Source organism: Streptomyces sp. NPDC107528 (assembly GCF_055639295.1).
In genome coordinates this window covers 691,553-711,332 of sequence record NZ_JBVKAV010000004.1, presented here as the reverse complement: position 1 = coordinate 711,332, position 19,780 = coordinate 691,553, and the positions used below count along the sequence as shown (strand labels likewise).

10 protein-coding genes are annotated in these 19,780 nt (G+C 71.6%); 4 read left to right on the top strand and 6 right to left on the bottom strand.

Annotated elements, in window-relative coordinates; translation table 11 throughout:
* Window positions 1-532: 532 nt before the first annotated feature.
* Entirely contained in the window at window positions 533-1,081 is a 549-nt protein-coding gene (locus tag ACZ7L5_RS16955) for a MarR family winged helix-turn-helix transcriptional regulator (RefSeq protein ID WP_328880715.1), read from the bottom strand.
* A 142-nt stretch (window positions 1,082-1,223) separates the two neighbouring features.
* Between ACZ7L5_RS16955 and ACZ7L5_RS16950 the strand changes: the two genes are divergently transcribed.
* Complete coding sequence (locus ACZ7L5_RS16950) at window positions 1,224-2,492, top strand: MFS transporter (RefSeq protein ID WP_471517378.1); 1,269 nt, start codon at window positions 1,224-1,226, stop codon at window positions 2,490-2,492.
* A 148-nt stretch (window positions 2,493-2,640) separates the two neighbouring features.
* Here the strand turns inward: ACZ7L5_RS16950 and ACZ7L5_RS16945 are convergent, their stop codons facing one another.
* Together ACZ7L5_RS16945 and ACZ7L5_RS16940 are read right to left on the bottom strand one after the other, a co-directional pair.
* Window positions 2,641-4,311, bottom strand: a complete 1,671-nt coding sequence (locus ACZ7L5_RS16945) for an ATP-binding SpoIIE family protein phosphatase (protein ID WP_471517329.1) — start codon at window positions 4,309-4,311, stop codon at window positions 2,641-2,643.
* Between the two features lie 194 nt (window positions 4,312-4,505).
* Window positions 4,506-5,885: an NAD(P)/FAD-dependent oxidoreductase gene (locus ACZ7L5_RS16940; protein WP_471517376.1), complete on the bottom strand. Its 1,380-nt coding sequence runs from the start codon at window positions 5,883-5,885 to the stop codon at window positions 4,506-4,508.
* Between the two features lie 383 nt (window positions 5,886-6,268).
* Here ACZ7L5_RS16940 and ACZ7L5_RS16935 point away from each other — a divergent pair, with 383 nt between their 5' ends.
* Together ACZ7L5_RS16935 and ACZ7L5_RS16930 are read left to right on the top strand one after the other, a co-directional pair.
* Entirely contained in the window at window positions 6,269-7,048 is a 780-nt protein-coding gene (locus tag ACZ7L5_RS16935) for a TetR/AcrR family transcriptional regulator (protein WP_328880712.1), read from the top strand.
* Between the two features lie 366 nt (window positions 7,049-7,414).
* On the top strand, window positions 7,415-9,385 hold the full coding sequence (locus tag ACZ7L5_RS16930; RefSeq protein WP_471517328.1) for a sigma-70 family RNA polymerase sigma factor: 1,971 nt from the start codon (window positions 7,415-7,417) through the stop codon (window positions 9,383-9,385).
* Window positions 9,386-9,415: 30 nt separating this feature from the next.
* Here ACZ7L5_RS16930 and ACZ7L5_RS16925 read toward each other — a convergent pair whose 3' ends face one another.
* Window positions 9,416-12,877, bottom strand: a complete 3,462-nt coding sequence (locus ACZ7L5_RS16925; RefSeq protein WP_471517326.1) for an AfsR/SARP family transcriptional regulator — start codon at window positions 12,875-12,877, stop codon at window positions 9,416-9,418.
* Between the two features lie 868 nt (window positions 12,878-13,745).
* Window positions 13,746-15,869: an asparagine synthase-related protein gene (locus ACZ7L5_RS16920; RefSeq protein ID WP_328880709.1), complete on the bottom strand. Its 2,124-nt coding sequence runs from the start codon at window positions 15,867-15,869 to the stop codon at window positions 13,746-13,748.
* Between the two features lie 757 nt (window positions 15,870-16,626).
* Between ACZ7L5_RS16920 and ACZ7L5_RS16915 the strand changes: the two genes are divergently transcribed.
* Window positions 16,627-18,051, top strand: coding sequence for an MFS transporter (locus ACZ7L5_RS16915; RefSeq protein WP_471517324.1), 1,425 nt, complete (start codon window positions 16,627-16,629; stop codon window positions 18,049-18,051).
* 161 nt (window positions 18,052-18,212) lie between these two features.
* Here ACZ7L5_RS16915 and ACZ7L5_RS16910 read toward each other — a convergent pair whose 3' ends face one another.
* Window positions 18,213-19,571, bottom strand: coding sequence for a histidine-type phosphatase (locus ACZ7L5_RS16910; protein ID WP_471517322.1), 1,359 nt, complete (start codon window positions 19,569-19,571; stop codon window positions 18,213-18,215).
* Window positions 19,572-19,780 lie beyond the last annotated feature (209 nt).

Sequence of the window (19,780 nt, the reverse complement as noted above, 5' to 3'; positions counted from 1 at the left end):
GGGGTATCAACATATCTGGCGTTGATTTTTGGCACGCTGTTGAGTTCTCAAGGAACGGACGCTTCCTTTGTACTCACCCTCTCGGGCTTTCCTCCGGGCGCTTCCCTTCGGTCTTGCGTTTCCGACTCTATCAGACCTTTTCTCGATCCGATTTCCTCGGTGCTTTCCAGGTTTCCGCTCTCGCGTTTCCCTTTCCGGCGTTTCCGACTCTATCAGATCCTTTCGGGCCTGAGTCCCAGTCAGAGGGGCTTGCCTTCCCGGCTGTTGGGCCGTTCCGACGTCTCAAACCTTAGCGGATCCGCCCGGCGATTCCCAATCGGGCCGCCGAGTCCCAATTCGAATTGAATTCGGGCATGCCGAAATCAACCCTGACGGGAGATCGTGCTGGTGGTTTGGTTTGCCGCTTTCGCGGCGGGAGGTGCTGCCGCAGAACCGTTACGGCTCGGTGGCAACCCGAAGAACTTTACGGATCAGGCAGGGGGCTGTCAAGCGCCCCTTGTCAAGATCTTTTACTGCGCGGCCGGGCCTCGTGTCAGTCCAGGTCGCTGAGACGTCCGCCAGCGTCCGGCTGGGCGTGCTCCACCCTACGGAGCAGGCGCGTGAGGACCTCTCCCAGGGTGGTGCGCTCCTCCGCAGAGAGGTCCTGGAGCAGGTCCTCCTCGAAGACAGACGCGAGCCGCATCGCCTCCAGCCACTTCTCCCTGCCCTCGGCGGTCAGCTCGACGATGACGCGGACGCGGTTGGACTCGTCCCGTTCCCGGGTGACCAGACCCTCGGCGACCATGCGGTCGATGCGGTGGGTCATGGCGGCCGGGGTGAGGCCGAGGCCCTTGGCGAGGTCGCTGGGACCCATGCAGTAGGGGGCGCCGGAGAGGACGAGGGCTTTGAGGACCTCCCACTCGGCGTTGCTGATGCCGAGGGCGGCGGTCTGGCGCCCGTAGGCGACGTTCATGCGCCGGTTCAGGCGGGACAGCGCCGAGACGACCTTCTCCACCTGCGGGTCGAGGCCCTGGAACTCGCGCTGGTAGGCGGCGATCTGTTCTTCGAGTGTCGGTTCGCTGATGTCCGGGGTGTCGCCCATGGGCCGAGTATGGCACGGGCTCGCTTGGCATCGAAGTCCTTCACTGTGTACTGTTTAGCTTCGAAGTTTAGGTTTGAAGTCTTTAGATCTGCATCTGAGAGATACGAGAGAGGTGAACGTGACCAGGGCGATGGGCGCAGCGATGCGCCGGATCCACGTGGGCAACGCACTCAGCGCATTCGGGCTCGGTTTCACCGTCCCCTACCTGTACGTCTATGTGGCGCAGGTCCGGGGACTGGGTGCCATGACGGCGGGGCTGGTCCTCGCCGTCTTCGCCGTGGCCGCGCTGGTCGTGCTGCCGTTCGCCGGGCGGGCGATCGTCCGGCGCGGCCCAATGCCGGTGTTGGTCGCCGCCCTGGTCACTGCCGCGCTCGGGGCACTGAGCCTGGGGCTCGCGGGGAGCGCCGTATCCGTATTGCTGTCGGCCGCCGCACTGGGTGCGGGACAGGCCGTGATGCAGCCTGCGCTCGCGACGATGATCGTCGACTGCTCCACCGCGGAGACCCGGTCTCGGGCGTTCGCGATGCAGTTCTTCCTGCAGAACCTGGGGCTGGGGGTCGGCGGGCTCATCGGTGGGCACCTCGTCGACGCTTCGAGTGTCTCGTCCTTCACTCTGCTGTTCTCGATCGAGGCGGCGATGTTCCTGCTGCTCGTCGTGGTGATGATGACGGTGCGGATGCCACGGGCGCCGCGGATCGAGGGGGCGCCGGGTGCCGGGGCGGGCAAGGGGAGCTGGAAGCAGTTGCTCCAGAACCGGGCCATGGTGCAGCTGTGCGTGCTGGGCTTCGTGCTGTTCTTCGCCTGCTACGGACAGTTCGAGTCGGGGCTCAGTGCATACGGGGTCGAGGCGGCCGGGGTTTCCACGTCGGCGCTCGGGACCGCGCTGGCGGCCAACACCGCGATGATCGTGGTGGCTCAGTTCGTCGTGCTGAAGTTCGTCGAGCGGCGGCGGCGGTCGCGGGTGATTGCGGCGGTCGGGCTCATCTGGGCCGTGGCGTGGCTCGCGGCGGGGTATGCCGGGCTGGGGCACGGGAGCCAGGAGATGGCTACGGCTGCCTTCATCTCTACGTATGCGTTGTTCGGGCTGGGTGAGGCGATGTTGTCACCGACCGTTGCTCCGCTGGTGGCTGATCTCGCGCCGGAGGGCATGGCTGGGCAGTACAACTCGGCGTTTGCGCTGGTCAAGCAGCTTGCGTTGGCTGTGGGGCCGGCTGTGGGCGGGCCGATGGGGGCGTCGCTGCATGGGCCGTATGTCGTGACGTTTCTGTTGTTCTCGTTGGGGATCACCTATCTCGCTGTGCGGTTGGGGCGGGAGCTGAGTGCGGTGCAGGATCGGCCGTGGGTGGGGAAGAGTCGGGTGGTGGCGCAGGGGGCAGCGTCGGCTGCGGAGCAGGCTCCGGCGCGCGCCTGAGGGTTTCGCCCCCGCCGCCCCTACCCGTCCCGTACCTGGGGGCGGCGCCCCCAGACCCCCGCTGTCGGCACTGAACGGGCCTCGTCCTCAAACTCCCCCAGAGGGGCACCCCCAGACGGGCTGGAATGCCTGGACCGGCGTCGAGGGCTCAGGGTCTCTGTGTGTCCAAGGCCGTCTTCAGCAGTACGAACTCGCACCACACCGCCTTGCCGCCGCCCGGTGTCCGTCGTGAGCCCCAGCCGGAGGCGATCGTTGCGACGATGGCGATTCCTCGGCCCGATTCGTCGGCCGGTTCTGCTCGGCGGCGTCTGGGGAGGTGGTCGTCTCCGTCCGTCACCTCGATGATCAAGCGGCGGTCGGTGCGGCGGAGGCGGAGGCGCATGGGCGGGGTGCCGTGTTGGAGGGAGTTGGCGACGAGTTCGCTGGCCGCCAGGACGCCCAGGTCGTGGAGGTCGGGCGGGAAGCGCCAGCTGGTCAGGACGCCGGAGGCGAAGGCACGCGCGCGGGGGGCCGCTTCGATGCCGCCGAGGAGTTCCAGGGCGGCGTTGCGGAAGAGGTCGCCGTCGGGGCCCGTGCGGGCCGGGTGCTGGAGGACCAGGACGGCCACGTCGTCGTCGTGGTCCGCTGTGACGCCTGCGCTTCGGACGAGGCGGTCGCAGACGACTTGGGGGGTGCCCGTCGCGCCGGCCAGGGCGCGTTCCAGGGAGGCGATTCCCTCGTCGAGGTCCTCGTCCCGGCGTTCCACCAGGCCGTCGGTGTAGAGGACCGCGGTCGAGCCCGGGCTCAGGGGGATCGAGCCGGACGCATGCATCCAGCCGCCCGTGCCGAGGGGCGGGCCGGTGGGTTCGTCGGCGCGTTGGACTGCGCCGTTCTCGTCTCGGACGAGGATGGGGAGGTGGCCGGCCGACGCGTAGATCAGGCGGCCCTCGTTCGGGTCGTGGATGGCGTAGACGCAGGTGGCGATCTGGTTGGCGTCGATTTCCGTTGCCAGGCCGTCCAGGAGCTGGAGCACCTCGTGCGGCGGGAGGTCCAGGCGGGCGTAGGCCCTCACCGCCGTACGGAGCTGGCCCATGACCGCCGCTGCGCGCACTCCTCTGCCCATGACGTCGCCGATGACCAGGGCCGTGCGGCCGCCGCCGAGGGTGATCACGTCGTACCAGTCGCCGCCGACCGCGGCCTCCGTGCCGCCCGGGTGGTAGGTGGCGGCGATGCGCAGGTCGTCCGGTTCCTCCAGCTCTTGCGGGAGGAGCGAGCGCTGGAGGGTGACGGCCGTTTCGCGTTGGCGGCGTTCGCTGGCGCGGAGGCGTTCGGCGGCTTCCGCGTGGTCGGTGACGTCGGTGGCGAAGACGAGGACTCCGCCGTCGCCCTCGGTCACGGGCGTGCAGGTGAAGGTGTAGGAGCGGCCGTCGGGTGCCTTGCGGGACTTGAGGGTGCGGGGCTTGCCGCTGCGCAGGACCTGGTCGAGGAGCGGGAGCAGGCCCAGTTCGGCGAGCTCGGGCAGGGCCTCGCGGGCCGGTTCGCCCGGGGGGCGTACGCCGAAGGCCGTGGCATAGGTGTCGTTGACGTACGCGAGGCGGTGGTCGTGGCCGTGGACGAGGGCGACCAGGGCCGGGACGCGGTCCAGGACCTCGCGGACCGGCAGCTCGTCGACGGCGGGGATCGGCCTGGCCTCGTCGGTGAGGTGTTCGGCGCGGGCCGCCGGGACGGCACCCGGGCCCTCTCCTCGGCGGTCCTGGGCGACCGCCGCCGCGGGTTCGGTCCGCGCTGCGGCGCGGCGCTGCGTTCCGGGGAGCCGGGCGCTCCAGCGCGTGAAGTTCACGAATCCTTGCCTCGTGTCGTCGTCTTCGGCCAGCTCCGGACCCGGCCGGGGGTCTGTGGGGTGACGCCCCGGGGTTGCGGCACAGTGGGGAGAGCCTTGTGGTCGGGATCGGTTCGGGGATCAGTCTGGCAGTGCGGCCGACCTGGCCGACACCCGTCTGACGCCTGCCCGGTCGGTGGAGTTCCTGGGTCCGGTCAGGACGACCCCTTCGGGTCGTCTTCCGGGTTGAGGGGATGCTTTCCACCGGCCGCGAGTTCGAACTCCGCACGGGGATGTTCGAGTGAACCGAGGGAGACGACCTCCCTCTTGAAGAGCCCCGAGAGGGTCCATTCGGCCAGGACTCGGGCCTTGCGGTTGAAGGTCGGCACCCTGCTGAGGTGGTAGACGCGGTGCATGAACCAGGCAGGGTAGCCCTTGAGCTTGCGCCCGTAGACCTGGGCGACACCCTTGTGGAATCCGAGGGAGGCGACCGAACCGGCGTATTTGTGGGCGTAGGTCTCCAGCGGTTCGCCGCGCAGGGTGTGCGCGATGTTGTCGCCGAGCACCTTGGCCTGGCGCAGGGCGTGCTGCGCGTTGGGGGCGCACTCCGTGCCGGGTTCGGCTGCGGTGACGTCGGGGACTGCGGCGGCGTCGCCTGCGGCCCACGCGTGCGTGGTGCCCTCGATCGTCAGCTCGGGGGTGCCCCTCAGCCTGCCGCGCTCATTAAGTGGCAGGTCGGTCGCGGCGAGGATCGGGTGCGGTTTGACGCCGGCCGTCCAGACGACCGTACGGGTCGGGAAGCGGGCGCCGTCGCTGAGGACGGCGACGCGGTCCGCGCAGGACTCCAGGCGGGTGTGCAGGCGTACGTCGATGTTGCGGCGGCGCAGTTCGGTGACGGTGTAGCGGCCCATGTCCTCGCCGACCTCGGGCAGGATGCGGTCCGAGGCCTCGACGAGGATCCACTTCATGTCCTCGGGGCTGACGTTGTGGTAGTAGCGCGTGGCGTAGCGGGCCATGTCCTCGAGTTCGCCGAGCGCCTCGACGCCGGCGTAGCCGCCGCCGACGAAGACGAAGGTGAGGGCCGCGTCGCGGATCGCGGGGTCGCGGGTGGAGGAGGCGATGTCCATCTGCTCGATGACGTGGTTGCGCAGGCCGATGGCCTCTTCGACGGTCTTGAAGCCGATGGCGTGATCGGCGAGACCGGGGATGGGGAGGGTGCGCGCGATGGAGCCGGGGGCGAGGACGAGCTCGTCGTAGGAGAGCTGTTCACTGCCCGTGCCCTCCTCCTCGGAGGCGAGGGTGGTGAGGGTCGCGGTGCGTTTGGCGTGGTCGATGGCGGTGGCCTCGCCGATGATGACCCGGCACCGGGGCAGAACGCGGCGCAGCGGTACGACCACATGGCGCGGGGAGATCAAGCCGGCCGCCGCTTCGGGGAGGAATGGCTGATACGTCATGTACGGGTCGGGAGTGACGACCGTGATCTCGGCGTCGCCCCGGCCGAGTTCCGGTTGCAGTCTCCGCTGGAGACGCAGGGCCGTGTACATCCCGACGTAGCCGCCGCCGACAACGAGAATGCGCGCACGTTCCTTCACCATCCCATGACGCACCCGGCGCTTGCGTTTGTCCACAGGCTCGACCATTTGTGTGACCGGAGATCGTCGGCGCCGCGATTTGGCCGAATTGCCGGAGTGCGGGGAAGACCCGCAGGTCAGCGGGTGTGCGCCGGGGGATCACACGTGGCGCAATCGGGACGTAAACGACTCGTACTCCGATCGAGGGGCGCTCCGTGCGGAACCTGCCCCTTCTGAATTGACTCCCTCTCAACTATGTTCGTGTGTCGACGGGGTGTAGGGGGATGCGCTCATCGGGTCCGTGAGTCACACGGAACGGACTCGTTGTCCGGGCTTGTTCCGCGACGCTCCGGCTTTGAAATGACGGGGAGTCTCCGGGGGGAGACGTCATTACCGGGGGATCGCTTATGCATGTTCAGGATTCTCGATGGTCTTCCGCATCCACCATCACACCGGGTGGCGGAGTGGGCGGCACGATGAGCGCGGCTGCGAGCAACGGACGTGGGGACGCGTCACGTACGACGCCGCTGCGCGTGGACGCACAGCGCAATCTGGAGCACGTGCTGCGTGCGGCGCGTGAGGTCTTCGGCGAGCTGGGGTACGGCGCGCCGATGGAGGACGTGGCGCGACGCGCGCGGGTCGGCGTCGGGACGGTGTACCGGCGCTTCCCGAGCAAGGACGTCCTGGTCCGGCGGATAGCCGAGGAGGAGACCTCCCGGCTGACCGACCAGGCACGTGCGGCGCTCGGTCAGGAGGACGAGCCGTGGTCGGCGCTCTCGCGCTTCCTGCGCACCTCGGTGGCCTCCGGCGCGGGCCGGCTGCTGCCGCCGCAGGTGCTGCGGGTCGGGGTCGCCGAGGACGGTACGTCGCCCGACGAGGCCCGGGTGCCGCAGCAGCGGATGCAGCCGGGCATCGGAGAACTGCGGCTGGTGCCCGAGCATCCTCCGGCGGTTCCGGTCGACCCGGTGGACGACGCGGGCGCGGCGGCGCTGCTCGACGTGGTGGGCCAGCTCGTGGAGCGGGCGCGCGCGGCGGGCGAGCTGCGGGCCGACGTGTCGGTGTCGGACGTCCTGCTGGTGATCGCGACGGCGGCGCCCTCGCTGCCGGATGCGGCGCAGCAGGCGGCGGCCTCGGCACGGCTGCTGGACATCCTGCTGGAGGGGTTGCGGTCCCGGCCCCAGGCGTGAGTCGGGCCTCGGGCGTGAGTCGGACCTCGGGCGTGAGTCAGGCCCCAGGCGTGAATCGGGCCTCGGGCGTGAATCGGCCGATGCGTCGGCCGTGAGCGCGAAGGGTGCCTTCGAAGGAGTTACTTCGAAGGGGTGAGGGTTCGAGAAGGGTGTCTGCGAGGCGGGGTGCCGTGCCGCCCTCGCCTCGAACACCACTGCGGTGAGCGCTGGTTGCGTCTTCCCCGTAGGGGCGAGGGCCATTGATGCGTCGCGGTAAGTCCCCACGGACGGGTGGATGTCCGTACGCGTGGGTCCTGACCAAAAGCCAATATGGCACCCTGACCCGGTGTCCAGGACTGGTAGAGCTGGCGGCGGGGGCTTTCCGCGATGAGCGTTGACGGGTGGGACGAGTCACGCGGCGACGGTGACTCGGCGACTCCGCAGGTGCCGAATCAGGGCGGACGGGCGGACCTCCCGCCGGGCGGCGACCCCGTGGAGGGGCGTCCACAGGCCCGCGCGGAAGGCAGCGTCCCGGCCCAGCGCGACCGGCGTGAGGACAGCGTGCTGCCTCCGCCGCGCGAGCTGCCGTCCGACTTGCCGGCGAGCGAACTGCCGCCGTCGGACGCCGACCTGATCGGTCGGATGCGGTCCGGTGACGACACCGCCTACGAGGAGCTGTACCGGCGTCACGCGGGAGCGGTGCGCCGGTACGCGCGCACGTGCTGTCGCGACGCCCACACCGCGGACGACCTCACCGCCGAGGTGTTCGCCCGCATGCTCCAGGCCGTACGCCGAGGTTCCGGCCCCGAACACGCCGTGCGCGCCTATCTGCTCACCTCGATCCGGCGTGCCGCCGCGGACTGGACGAAGTCGGTGCGGCGGGAGCAACTGGTCGACGACTTCGCGGTGTTCGCCGCTCAGTCCACGCGGGTCGCCGAGGTGTCCGACGACGACACGCTCGACCTGGGCGCGGACGTGCGGGCGATGCACGAGGCCGAACAGTCCATGGCCATGCGGGCCTTCCGGTCGCTGCCGGAGCGCTGGCAGGCCGTGCTGTGGCACACCGAGGTGGAGGACGAGTCGCCGAGCGAGGTCGCCACGCTCTTCGGGCTCGATGCCAACGGCACGCGCGTGCTCGCCAGCCGCGCCCGCGAGGGGCTCAAGCAGGCCTACCTCCAAGCTCACGTCAGCGCCAGCCTCGCCGGCGACGAGGAGTGCGCCCGCCATGCCGACCGGCTCGGGGCCTACGCCCGCGGCAGCCTGCGCACCCGGGCCGAGCGGGGCATGCGCAAGCACCTGGAGGAGTGCGCCAAGTGCCGTCTGGCCGCGGGCCAGATCAAGGAAGTCGCCGGTGGTATCCCGGCCGTCGTGCCGGTCGCGGTCATCGGCTGGTTCGGCGCCGCCGGGTACGCCAAGGTGGCCGGGCTCATCGCCGGTGGCGCGGGCGCGGGCGCGGCCGGTGCGGCTGGGGCTGCCTCCGCGGCGGGCGGCGGTTCGTCCGGCGGGGCGAGTTCCGGGGGCGGCGCTGCGGCCTCCGAAGGGCTGGGCGCGCCGGTGAAGGCCGGAATCGCGGCCGGTGTCGTCGCCGTGGGCGTGGTGGCGGCGATCGTGCTCGCGCTCGCCGGCAACGAGCCGCCTGCCGACAGGCAGGACGCCAAGCAACCCCCGGTGCCCTCCCCCATCGTCGAGGGGACACCGACACCCAAGCCGCCGCAGCCGCCGCAGCCGCCGCAGCCGCCGGAGCCTTCGGAGAAGGAGCCCGCCCCGCAACCGCCGGCGATCGTCCCGGCCGACCATCCCGAGGCGACCCCGACACCGGCCTCGCCACCCACCCCCACGCCCAGCCCGACGCCCACGCCCTCCCCGACGCCGACTCCGACACCGACACCGACACCGACACCCACTCCGCCGCCCCCGCCCGCGCCTGTCGACTACCAGTGGAGCGAGCTGTCGTACGACATCACCGGCGACGGCACCGAACCCGAGATGCGGATCGGTGAGAGCAGCTGGGTGTGGCAGCGGCACGGCGTGTCGATCGGCAACGAGCGGTACACGAACGGCGTCACCGTGCACGGCCGGTCCTCCGTCACCATCGACCTCAACCGGGAGTGCTCCGCCTACACGGCGATGGCAGGCGTCGACGACTCGACTCTGGGGCTGGGCAAGTTCACTTTCTCGGTGTACGCCGACGGCGTCCGGTTGTGGCGGTCCGCGGTGATCGAGGGCGGGGACCGAGCCGTGCCCGTCCATGTGAACCTCGCCGGGCGGGAGGCCGTTCGGCTGGTGGTCGAGCCGCACGGCACCTTCGACACCCTGCTGCCGGCGGACTGGGCGGAGTCGAAGTTCAGCTGCGTGTAGGGGCGTTCGGCTGGAGGTTCTGACCTTGGCTTACGGCGCCTGCTCGGTAGGGAGCTGGAGGCCGAGCACGGCCCGGTCGAGGTCGTACAGCACGTCGTCGTGGGTGAGGGCGGCGCCCCGGGTGTACTCGGCGGTGAAGCGTTCGGCGCCCAGGGCGGTGCGGGCGGTGGTCTCGGCCCGCTCGGCGTGCGCGCGCTCGGGCATGAGGCGTGTATTGCCGCGGCGCCAGTGCTCCGAGGCGGCGAGCAGCCGGACTGCGCGCGGGTGGTCGCCGAGGCGGGTCAGCAGGTCCGCGGCGGCGTCCGTGAGAGTCTCCGTGATCTGGTTGGCACAGCGCTTCTCCACGGCCAGGCGCAGAGCGTCGACCAGCCGCGGCAGACCATGCTCCGGGCCCGACTCCGCCGTTACCGTCATGGCGTCGACCGCGTTCAGCCCCACAACGAACTGGGGCGGTGGTGTGGCGCGCTCGGTTTGCGCGCGTGCCGCCTCGCACATCTCGCGCGCACGGGCGGTGTCCTTGTCGTCCAGGGCGATCTGGGCGCGCATCAGCAGGACGAACGCCCGTGAGTCCGCCACGCCGTATCGGTCGGCCATGGCGCTCGCCTCGTCCAGCAACCTCAACGCGGCCGTACGGTCACCCGAGCGGTAGGCGATCTCGGCCAGCCGGGCGATGAGGCCCGGGGTCTCGGTGTACGCACCCACCTCGTGGGCCAGGCGCAGCGCCTCGTCGTACTCGCCCCTGGCCTCCTCGAAGCGACCGCGCACCGTGGCCGTCTCGCCGGCCGCGCTGCACACCTGGGCCCGCATCCAGCGGTCGCCGACCCGGCGGCTGAGGATCCGCAGCTCCGCGAGGTCGTCGTCGACGTTGGCCAGGCCGCCCTGTGAGTCGACGAGCATGTGCGTGCGGAACATCAGGATGCAGCCGACCTCCCAGTCGCCGCCGTACGCCCGGCAGTTGGCCAGCGAGGCATCCATGACGGGACGGGTGTTCGCCGTGTCTTCCAGGATGTAGTGGGTCAACGGCCAGACCATGCCCGGGATGCGAGCCGCCGCCGGGCCGCCTTGCGCGAAGTGGGCCTGCACACGCTCGATGTACCGCCTGCGTCGCTCGTCCTGCCAGTGCTCCACCGGTTCGAACTCGATGGCGAGGAACAGATGCAGCATGCGCAGGCTCATGCGTGGCACGTGCCTCGGGTGGTGCGCCTGTTCGACCGGGGCGGTGAGGAGGGCGTCCAGCGGGGCGGCGGTGGGAGTGGTGGGACGGGCAGCGGGAGGGGCGGCCGGAGGGGGAACGGGAGGGGTAGTTGGAGGTGCGCCCGGGACTGAGGCGTCCAGGGTCGCGGACAGGCGCAGAATCCGTTCGACCCAGGCCGCGCCCTCGACCCGGTAGTTGCGCAGCCACCAGAACCAGCTCATGGCGAGGGCGATGGCTGTGGCATCCGATTCGTCGCCTGCTGTGAGGGCGTGGTCGAGGGCCGCGCGGATGTTGTCCAGCTCGGTCTCCAGGCGGGAGACCCACGGGAGTTGACCTGCGGACCGCAGCAGCGGGTCGGCCTTCTGCACGAGGGCGCGCACCCACGCGCGGTGTCGGCGCTCTGCCGCGAGGCGTAGCTCGGGGAGCTCGGCGGCGCGCTCGACTGCGTACTCGTGGATGGTCTCCAGCATGCGGTACCGCATGCCGCCGGAGCCGTCCCGCTCGCACGGGGTGGCCACGACCAGGGACTTGTCGACCAGTGCGCCGATGAGGTCCGCGACCGGGCCGGTGCACACCGCCTCCGCCGCCTCCAGGTCCCAGCCGCCCGCGAAGACGGACACCTCGCGCAGTACCGTCCGCTCCCACTCGTCGAGCAGTTCCCAGGACCAGTCGACGACGGCGCGCAGGGTCTGCTGACGGGGCAGGACCGTACGGCTTCCGGAGGTGAGGAGGCGGAAGCGGTCGTCGAGGCGGTCGGCGATCTGGCGGGGACTGAGCAGCCGTAGCCGGGCCGCCGCCAGCTCGATGGCGAGGGGCAGCCCGTCGAGGCGGCGGCAGATCTCCGCGACGGCCTCCTGGTCGCGCCCGTCGCGCAGCACGACCTCGGCGTCGGGGCGGACGGCCGCGGCGCGCTCCGCGAAGAGGCGGTGCGCCTGGTCGGGGAGCAGGGGTTCGACCGGGCGGACCAACTCGCCGGGGACGCCCAGGGGTTCACGGCTGGTGGCGAGGATCGTGAGACCCGGACATCGGGTGAGGAGGGCCTCGGCGAGGGTGGCGGCTTCACCGATGACATGTTCGCAGTTGTCAAGGATCAGGAGTTGGCTGCGCGGGGCGCAGTACTCGATCAGCAGGGCGATCGGGTCGTCCTGCTGGGCCGTGAGCTCGTTGGTCATGAGCACGGTCTCGCGCAGCCCGAGCGCGTTGACCACCGCACCGGGCACCGCCTCCGGCCGGTCGAGCGGGGCGAGCTCGACGAGCCATGCCTGGGGGAGGCCGGCGGCGGCTTCCTCGGCGAGGCGGGTCTTTCCAGAGCCGCCCGGTCCGGTGAGCGTGACCAGTCGGGCCCTGTGCAATTCGGAACGGACGGCGTCGAGTTCGAGTTCCCGACCGACGAATGAGGTGAGGCGGGGGCGGAGGTTGCTGGTGCGTTCGGGAGGGTGGGGGTGGGGTGGGGGTGGGGGTGGTGGGGGTGGTGGGGAGGCTATGTGGGGGGTGGGTTGCGGCTGGGGCTTTGTCCGGGGGTTCGGCTGCGGCTTCGTCGCGGGTTGAGGCTGGGGGCTCGCCTTCAGTTCAGGAGTCGCCCGTGTCAGCAGATCGGCGTGGAGGGCGCGGAGTTCCGGGCCGGGGTCGGTGCCGAGGCCGTCGGCCAGGGAGCGGCGGGCGGTTTCGTATGCCGCGAGGGCGTCGGCGGGGCGGCCCGTGTCGCGCAGGGCGCGGATGAGGAGGGCGTGCAGCGGTTCGTCGTACGGGTGCGCCGCGGTCAGTTCCTTCAGGTCGGGTATCGCGTGCCGGCCCCGGCCCAGTCGCAGGTCCGCCTCGATACGCGCGCGGGTCGCCTCCAAGCGCAGCGCCTGCGGGCGGGTGGCGGCGGTGCCGCGGTCCGGGAGGTCGGCGAGGGCCGGGCCGCGCCACAGGGCGAGGGCGCTGCCGAGGGTCTGGGCGGCGGTGGACGGGTCGCCGTCGGTCAGGGCGGAGGTGCCCTGGTGTACGAGGCGTTCGAAGACGAAGAGGTCCACGTCGTCCTGAGTCGCCGTGAGCCGGTAACCGCCGGGCGCGGAGGTGACGGTGTCCTTGCCGAGGGTGCGGCGCAGGCGGGCGATCAGGGCCTGGAGGGCGGCGGGGGCGTCCTGGGGCGGGTCGTGGGCCCAGACCTCGTCGATCAGGGTGTCGGCGGTGGTTACGCGGCCGGGGCGGAGGGCGAGGGCCGTCAGGAGGGCTCGGAGGCGGGGGCCGCCCACGGGTACGACGGTGCCCTGGTCGTCCTCGGCCTGGGTGACGCCCAGGATTCTGTACCGCACCGGCTCATTGTCCCCGGGGTGGGTGGTGGGGGCGTGGGTTTGGCTTGTGGCGGGTGTCGTGGGTGCGGTGGTCCTTCGGAGCGCGCGGGTGAGTTCTCGCCCCCGCCGCCCCTACCGTCCCGTCCTTGAAGGGGCTCAGCCCCTTCGACCCCGGCCCCTGGGGGCAGCCGCCCCCAGACCCCCTGTGTCGGCCCTGAACGGGCCTCGTCCTCAAACGCCGGACGGGCTGAAGTGCCTGGGCCGGCGCTGAGAGAGACCGTCCGCGCGCGTGCGCAGCCCCCTGCTGGTGGGTGGGGGCTGGGGATGGTGCAGCCTCGTCCTCAAATGCCGGGCGGGCTGGAATGCGTGGGCCGGTGCTGCGAGGGACCGTCTGCGTGCATGCGTAGCCCAATGCGGGTGGGCGGGGGTTGGGGATGGTGCAGCCTCGCCCTCGAACGCCGGACGGGCTGGAATGCCTGGGCCGGTGCCGAGAGGGACCGTCCGCGTGCGTAGCCCCTGCGGGTGGGTGGGGGCGGGGGATGGTGCAGCCTCGTCCTCAAATGCCGGGCGGGCTGGAATGCGTGGGCCGGTGCTGCGAGGGACCGTCCGCGTGTATGCGCAGCCCCCTGCGGGTGGGCGGGGGTTGGGGATGTGCAGCCTCGTCCTCAAACGCCGGACGGTCTGAAGTGCCTGGGCCGGTGCCGAGAGGGACCGCCCGCGCCCGTGCGCAGCCCCCTACCGGCGAGTGGGAGCCAGCGACGACGCAGCCGCGCCCTCGAACACCAGACACGCTGAGACACCTGACCCGCCACCAAGAGCGAGCCGCTCAAAGCTCCGCCGCGCCCCCTCGCCCCCCACGCGCGCCCTCGCCCCCCGCACCCCCTCGCCCCTAAACCGGCCGAACCCCCGCCCCCGCCCCCAACGCCCCCCGCTGCGGCTTGATCCCCTCCGGTACCGCCCGTTGCCGGGCCGGTGTTCCCGTCCAGCAGGTGCCTCGGCGGGCCAGCAGGCGGCGTAGCCATAGCTCCAGGGAGACCAGGTCCGCCAGGCCGTCCAGGGGTAGTGGCTCGCCCTCGGCGGCGGCGCGGAGGGCCTTGCGGACCACTCGGGCCTCCACCAGGCCCGCCTGGGCCAGTAGGGGGGTGCCGAACAGGGTCATCAGGGAGTCGGCCGATACCCGTAGGCCTGTCCTTGCGGCCACGGCCGCCGACGCGTGGGACGGGGCGCCCCAGCCGGGTGGGAGGTCGGCCACGCCGGCGCCCTCCAGGACCGTACGCAGGATCGCTGCGCGGGCGCCGGGCTGGACGCGCAGGGCCTCCGGGAGGGCCCGGCATGCGCGGACGACCTGGTTGTCGAGGAACGGGGCGTGCAGGCGTTGGAAGCGGATCTCGGCGGCTTGTTCGAGGACGCGCAGGTCGGCCGAGTGGCGGGCCAGTGCCGCACGGGCGCGGTAGTCGCCGGGGCGTTGGCCGGGGCCCACGCCGTTGCGGCTCGTCGCCGCTTGCAGGCGAACCGATACTTCAGCCAGGGCCTCGCCCGTCAGCCAGCGTGCCGCCGGGCCCGGTCTGGCCCAGGTGAGCGCGGCGAGCGACGCCCCTACGGCACCTCCGGGTTCGTCGAAGCGGCGGTCCATCAAACGGGCGGCCAGGGTCTCCACGCCCGTGCGGTACGGCGTGCGGGCCAGCTTGCGCGCCGCGCCGTACACGCGCGCGGGGACCAGCACCGAGCCGTCCGCCTTCGCCAGCGCCGCGACCGGGCGGACCAGGTGGCGCCGCTTGCGGTCCATCAGGAGGTCCGCGAGGCGGGCCGGGTGGGCGTCCAGGACCTGGCGGGCGCCGTAGCCGGTGAAGTGGTCGGCGCTGCCGGAGGCGAGGCGCGCGCGGTGCCGCGCGGCCGTCACCAGGCTCGGGCCGGGCTCGTCCGTCAGCGGGCCGTCCAGGTCGGCGTACGGCAATGTCTCCTCGCCGCCGGCCACCACCACGTGGTGCAGGCGCGGGTTGGCCGCCAGCGTCCCCGCCCGTTCCAGCTCGGCCTCACGGCCGCCGACCGCGAGGTCGTTGAAGGTGACCGCCAGGAGGCGTTCCCCCGCGCCCGTGCCGTGGCCGAGGACCGTGCCCGGCATGCCGGGCAGTCCGGCGGCCAGCAGCGCCAGGGTGCCTGAGGCCGGACCGCCGGACAGGTCGGCGCCGATGCCCGGAACCGGCATCCCGCGCGCGGCACGCCGCTCGGCCGGGCCCATCCCCGGTACCGGTCCTGGGTCTATGTCGGCGCCGGGGACGTGGCGGGGCGCGGACAGACGCGCGCGTACAGCCTCCACCAGGGCGTCGCGTACGGCGTCGACCGCGCTGTCTGGGTCGGCCGTCGGCGCCGCCACCGCCAGCGAGGCGACCTGCTCGTACCCGGCGATCTCGCGCGCTCCGGTGCGCAGGATCAGCGCATGCCCCGGTGGAATGCGCCGCACGCCGTCGTACGGGGTGGAGTCGTGCAGGGCCGCCGGTACGTCGGGGGCGGCCAGCAGCGCGGCGAGGTGTCCGAAGTCGAGGTTGGCCTCGATGAGGTCGGCGAGGGGGAGCGCGGCGGTCGCATAGGCCGTACCGCCGGCCCAGGGGGTGTAGAACACCGGCCGTGCGCCCGCCAGGTCGCCGCACACCATGACCCTGCGGCCGACCTGTACGACGGCCGTGTAGCTGCCGGACCAGGCCGTCAGGTGCCGAAGTGCCCCTCCGCGTGCGGCGAACAGACCGAGGCGCAGCTGTTCGTCACTCGCCCCGCAGGTGCCCAGTACCGCGATCCGGGTCTGTGGGTCGGCCTTCACCACGCGCACCTCGTCGGGACGCCAGTCGCCGACCGCCCACAGGGGATCGGGGTCGCCCCACAGGAGCTGGGATCCGACCGGGTGCACAGTCTCGCCGTCGCTTCCGGTGGCACCCGCGGAACCCATCCCGGTCGCCCCCGCGGAGCCCATCCCGGCGGCCACCGCGGTGGTGCTGCTCCATCCCACCAACCACCGCATCGCCGCCTCCACAGGCTGTGGACAACCAGTGCACCGTACGAACCGGTTCACCATGCTGCCATGAAGGAGGCGCGCCGGAGCGGCGGCGGAGCCGCTCGAGATCGCGGAATTGCGCCCGTGGGGGCGCCCCGGCGCCGCCACGAACGCGCCGGGCCCCAGCCCGAACGCCCGGGCGGAGCAAGGCGATCGGGCGACTGGGCAGGACGTCCGAGACAACTCCCGGACAACTCCTGCGACGCGAATGCGCCCCCGATACGCTCCCCAAAAACGCCCTTCGCGCCCTCAACTCCCGTGGTCGGAGCGGTAATCACCCGCGAGAGGCGGGGTCGCTTTTCGGCCAAATCGGCGCCGTAAGGACAGGCTCGCGCACGCTCCGTGCAAGTCCTGCGCACTACTCGGCGTACTCGTCGTGCGCGCAGTCCGGGGAACGGAGTGCGCCCCCCGGACCGTTCCGCCGCCCGCGGGGATGTAGGCGGCGGAATCCCCCAGCCCACTGGATCCAGTACAGCGGGCCGACCCACGCAGAAGCCATGGAACCGCTCCCCAGGTGGCTGGAGAAGAGCGCACGGACGGGCGCACAGCCACACACCGGGAGCACGTCACAACTGTGCGTAGGGGGTGCGCACTTGAGTACGGACCACAATCCCGCCATCCGGAAGAATGCCCCTTAACGCTTGGGATGCGGCGAACTACGCTGGGTTTACGAATGCCGCATGGTTATGCCAGCGCGGCAGCCGTCTGTGTCGAGGGGTGGCGCATGTCCAGGGAGCAACGCGGGCCGAACGAAAAGCTCGGCGCCGTTCTCGCCCTCGCGGGAATCAGCAACGCAGGACTCGCTCGACGCGTCAACGACCTTGGCGCTCAGCGGGGCCTGACTCTTCGCTATGACAAGACATCGGTGGCGCGCTGGGTGTCGAAGGGCATGGTGCCGCAGGGTGCCGCGCCGCATCTCATCGCCGCCGCAATCGGCCAGAAGCTGGGCCGCCCGGTGCCGCTCCACGAGATCGGCCTGGCGGACGCGGACCCCGCGCCCGAGGTGGGCCTCGCCTTCCCCCGGGACGTCGGACAGGCGGTGAAGTCGGCGACGGAGCTCTACCGTCTCGATCTCGCCGGACGCCGGGCCGGCACCGGCGGCATCTGGCAGTCGCTGGCCGGATCGTTCGCAGTAAGCGCGTACGCAACGCCCGCCTCACGTTGGCTGATAACCCCGGCCGACACTTCGGTGGCGCGCGAGGTGCTTCCGTCCGAGAGCTCCGGCGCACCGCTCAAAGTCGGCCACAGCGATGTGCAGAAGCTGCGGGAGGCCGCCGAGGACGCCAGGCGCTGGGACTCCAAGTACGGAGGCGGCGACTGGCGTTCGTCCATGGTGCCCGAGTGCTTACGGGTGGAGGCGGCGCCGCTGCTGCTCGGCTCGTACTCCGACGAGGTGGGCCGTGCCCTGTTCGGGGCGAGTGCCGAACTCACCCGCCTCGCCGGGTGGATGGCCTTCGACACGGGACAGCAGGAGGCCGCCCAGCGGTACTACATCCAGGCCCTGCGGCTCGCCCGCGCGGCCGCCGACGTGCCCCTCGGCGGGTACGTCCTGGCGTCGATGTCGCTCCAGGCGACCTACCGGGGCTTCGGCGACGAGGGCGTCGACCTCGCCCAGGCCGCGCTGGAACGCAACCGAGGGCTCGCCACGGCCCGCACCATGAGCTTCTTCCGCCTCGTCGAGGCACGCGCACACGCGCGCGCAAGTGACGCGCAGGCCGCCGGCGCGGCCCTGAAGGCGTCGGAGGGCTGGCTGGAGCGGTCCCGGGAGGGGGACAACGACCCGTCATGGCTCGGGTTCTACTCCTACGACCGGTTCGCCGCGGACGCCGCCGAGTGCTACCGGGACCTGAAGGCACCGCGTCAGGTACGGCGGTTCACGGAACAGGCGCTGTCGAAGCCGACGGAGGAGTTCGTGCGCTCGCACGGACTGCGGCTCGTCGTCTCGGCGGTCGCCGAACTGGAGTCGGGCAATCTCGACGCGGCGTGCGAGCAAGGCGTACGGGCGGTGGAGGTCGCGGGGCGGATATCGTCCGCGCGTACCACCGAGTACGTGAAGGACCTGCTGCACCGCCTGGAGCCGTACGGCGACGAGCCGCGGGTCGTCGAGCTGCGGGAGCGGGCGCGGCCGCTGCTCATGGCGCCGGCCTAGGGCCTGTTGCGAAAGTGGCCTCGTCGCCCGCAGGGCGGCCACGCGTCGCGGCAGAGGCCACTTCCGCAACAGACCCTGGCCGGGGATCTCCGGCACGCGCGCGTGCGCGGGGCGCGGCAAGGCTGAGCCGCCGCGCCGCCGTGCGGTCCGGACGGCAGGCGTTACGAGGCGCCGTTCGTGCGCCCGAAGCAGCGCTCCAGCTCGTCGAGCTTGTAGAAGGTGCTGCCCTCGGCGATGGGGCGGCAACCGGCCTTGAACGCGGTCTCCTTCTCGTTGTAGAGCATCCGCACCAGGTAGGTGCCGCCCTTGCGGAAGACGTCCCACTGGACGTTCGAACCGAGCGGCGCCACGGCCGCACCCCGCCAGGCGTTGTCGGCGTAGGTGTACGGCCGCTCGGCCGTCACGCCCTTCGTGCTGCCGGGCAGGCCCATCAGAGCGGCCAGCGGGATGATCTCCTCGGCGTGGGTGAAGCGCAGCTCTGCGCCCAGCTCACTGGTGCCGGCGCGCTTGGCCTCGACCTGCTTGAAGAAGTCGTCGAGCAGGACGTCCGCCATCTTGTAGGTGATGTCGCTGCCGACGAAGCCGGGGCCCTTCTCGTAGAAGTCCTCCACGTCGCTCAGGTACCCGAACCAGGCCGCGTCCCCCTTGGAGATGAACCGCTCCATGCCCCAGCCCTTGGCGCCGGGGCTCTCGTCGCTCATGGCGGGCGCGATGGCGTACAGGTTGTAGACGGCCGTCGCGGCAGCCACCCGGTCGTCGTCGGAGAGCTGGTCGACGAAGGCGCCCTTGAAGAGCTTCTTCAGTACGTCCCGGGCGGCGCGGTGGGTGGTGGGCCGGTCGGTGAGCGACTTCAGGGTGCTCGCGAGCCGCTGGTCGTTCGCGATGTAGTCCCGGTAGGCCGCACCGCCGGCCGCCTTGTGGAAGTACAGGAGGTCGACGTCCGTGCGGGTCGAGCCGATCAGCGGCTTCAGGGCGGAGTCCGTGCCGGCGAGCGCGGCGGCGTACAGGTTCGCGCTGTCGACGGCACGTCCCTGCCCCGAGCTGACGACGTCGATCTTCTCCTTGGCGCCGGCGATCTGCTTGAACAGCCCCGGCAGCCGCTGCTCCATCCGTACGGCCGTGTCCTGGATCTCCCGCTTGCCGCGTCCGCTGAGGTCTCCGTAGCCCACGGTGCTCATGGCCTCCTGCAGCGCCTGCACCTTGGGCCCGAACTGCTTGCCCTTCGCGGTGAGCGCGCCCACGGCCTCGGCCTTCCGCCACAGCGTGAGCACCAGGTCTGCGTCCTCGCCGTCGGTCGCGGAACGGGAGCCGTGCCGGGAGACGTTCTCCGTGAACACGGGCGTGTAGCCGGCGGGGGGCCGCTGGTAGCTGCGGGGGTTCTGGCCGGGGGCGTACGTCGCCTTGGTGCCGTAGCTGTCCCGGGTGCCGGCGTTCTTGGCGGTGCCCGTGTCGGCGCCGGCCGGGGTGGCGACCAGAAGGGCGGCAAGGCCGAGGGCCAGGGCCGGGGGGAGGCATCTCATGGATGTGCCTCTCAGGGGTGTGCCTCTCAGGGGTGTGCCTCTCAGGGGTGTGCCTCTCAGGGATGCACGTCTCATGGCGGGGCGTCTCATGGCGGGGCGTCTCGTGGCGAGGCGTCTCATGGCGGGGCCGTTTCGTTCAGTGCCGCTGCATCGCACCGAAGCGGCAGACCGGATGACTGCCGCATCGTCGAAGCGGCGCATGAACTTTC

Bases quoted from the DNA above. Each gene is read 5' to 3' on its own strand.
- ACZ7L5_RS16955 (WP_328880715.1), bottom strand. From the start codon at position 1,081: ATGGGCGACACCCCGGACATCAGCGAACCGACACTCGAAGAACAGATC.
- ACZ7L5_RS16950 (WP_471517378.1), top strand. From the start codon at position 1,224: ATGCGCCGGATCCACGTGGGCAACGCACTCAGCGCATTCGGGCTCGGT.
- ACZ7L5_RS16940 (WP_471517376.1), bottom strand. From the start codon at position 5,885: ATGGTGAAGGAACGTGCGCGCATTCTCGTTGTCGGCGGCGGCTACGTC.
- ACZ7L5_RS16935 (WP_328880712.1), top strand. From the start codon at position 6,269: ATGCATGTTCAGGATTCTCGATGGTCTTCCGCATCCACCATCACACCG.
- ACZ7L5_RS16930 (WP_471517328.1), top strand. From the start codon at position 7,415: ATGAGCGTTGACGGGTGGGACGAGTCACGCGGCGACGGTGACTCGGCG.
- ACZ7L5_RS16920 (WP_328880709.1), bottom strand. From the start codon at position 15,869: ATGCGGTGGTTGGTGGGATGGAGCAGCACCACCGCGGTGGCCGCCGGG.
- ACZ7L5_RS16915 (WP_471517324.1), top strand. From the start codon at position 16,627: ATGTCCAGGGAGCAACGCGGGCCGAACGAAAAGCTCGGCGCCGTTCTC.
- ACZ7L5_RS16910 (WP_471517322.1), bottom strand. From the start codon at position 19,571: ATGAGATGCCTCCCCCCGGCCCTGGCCCTCGGCCTTGCCGCCCTTCTG.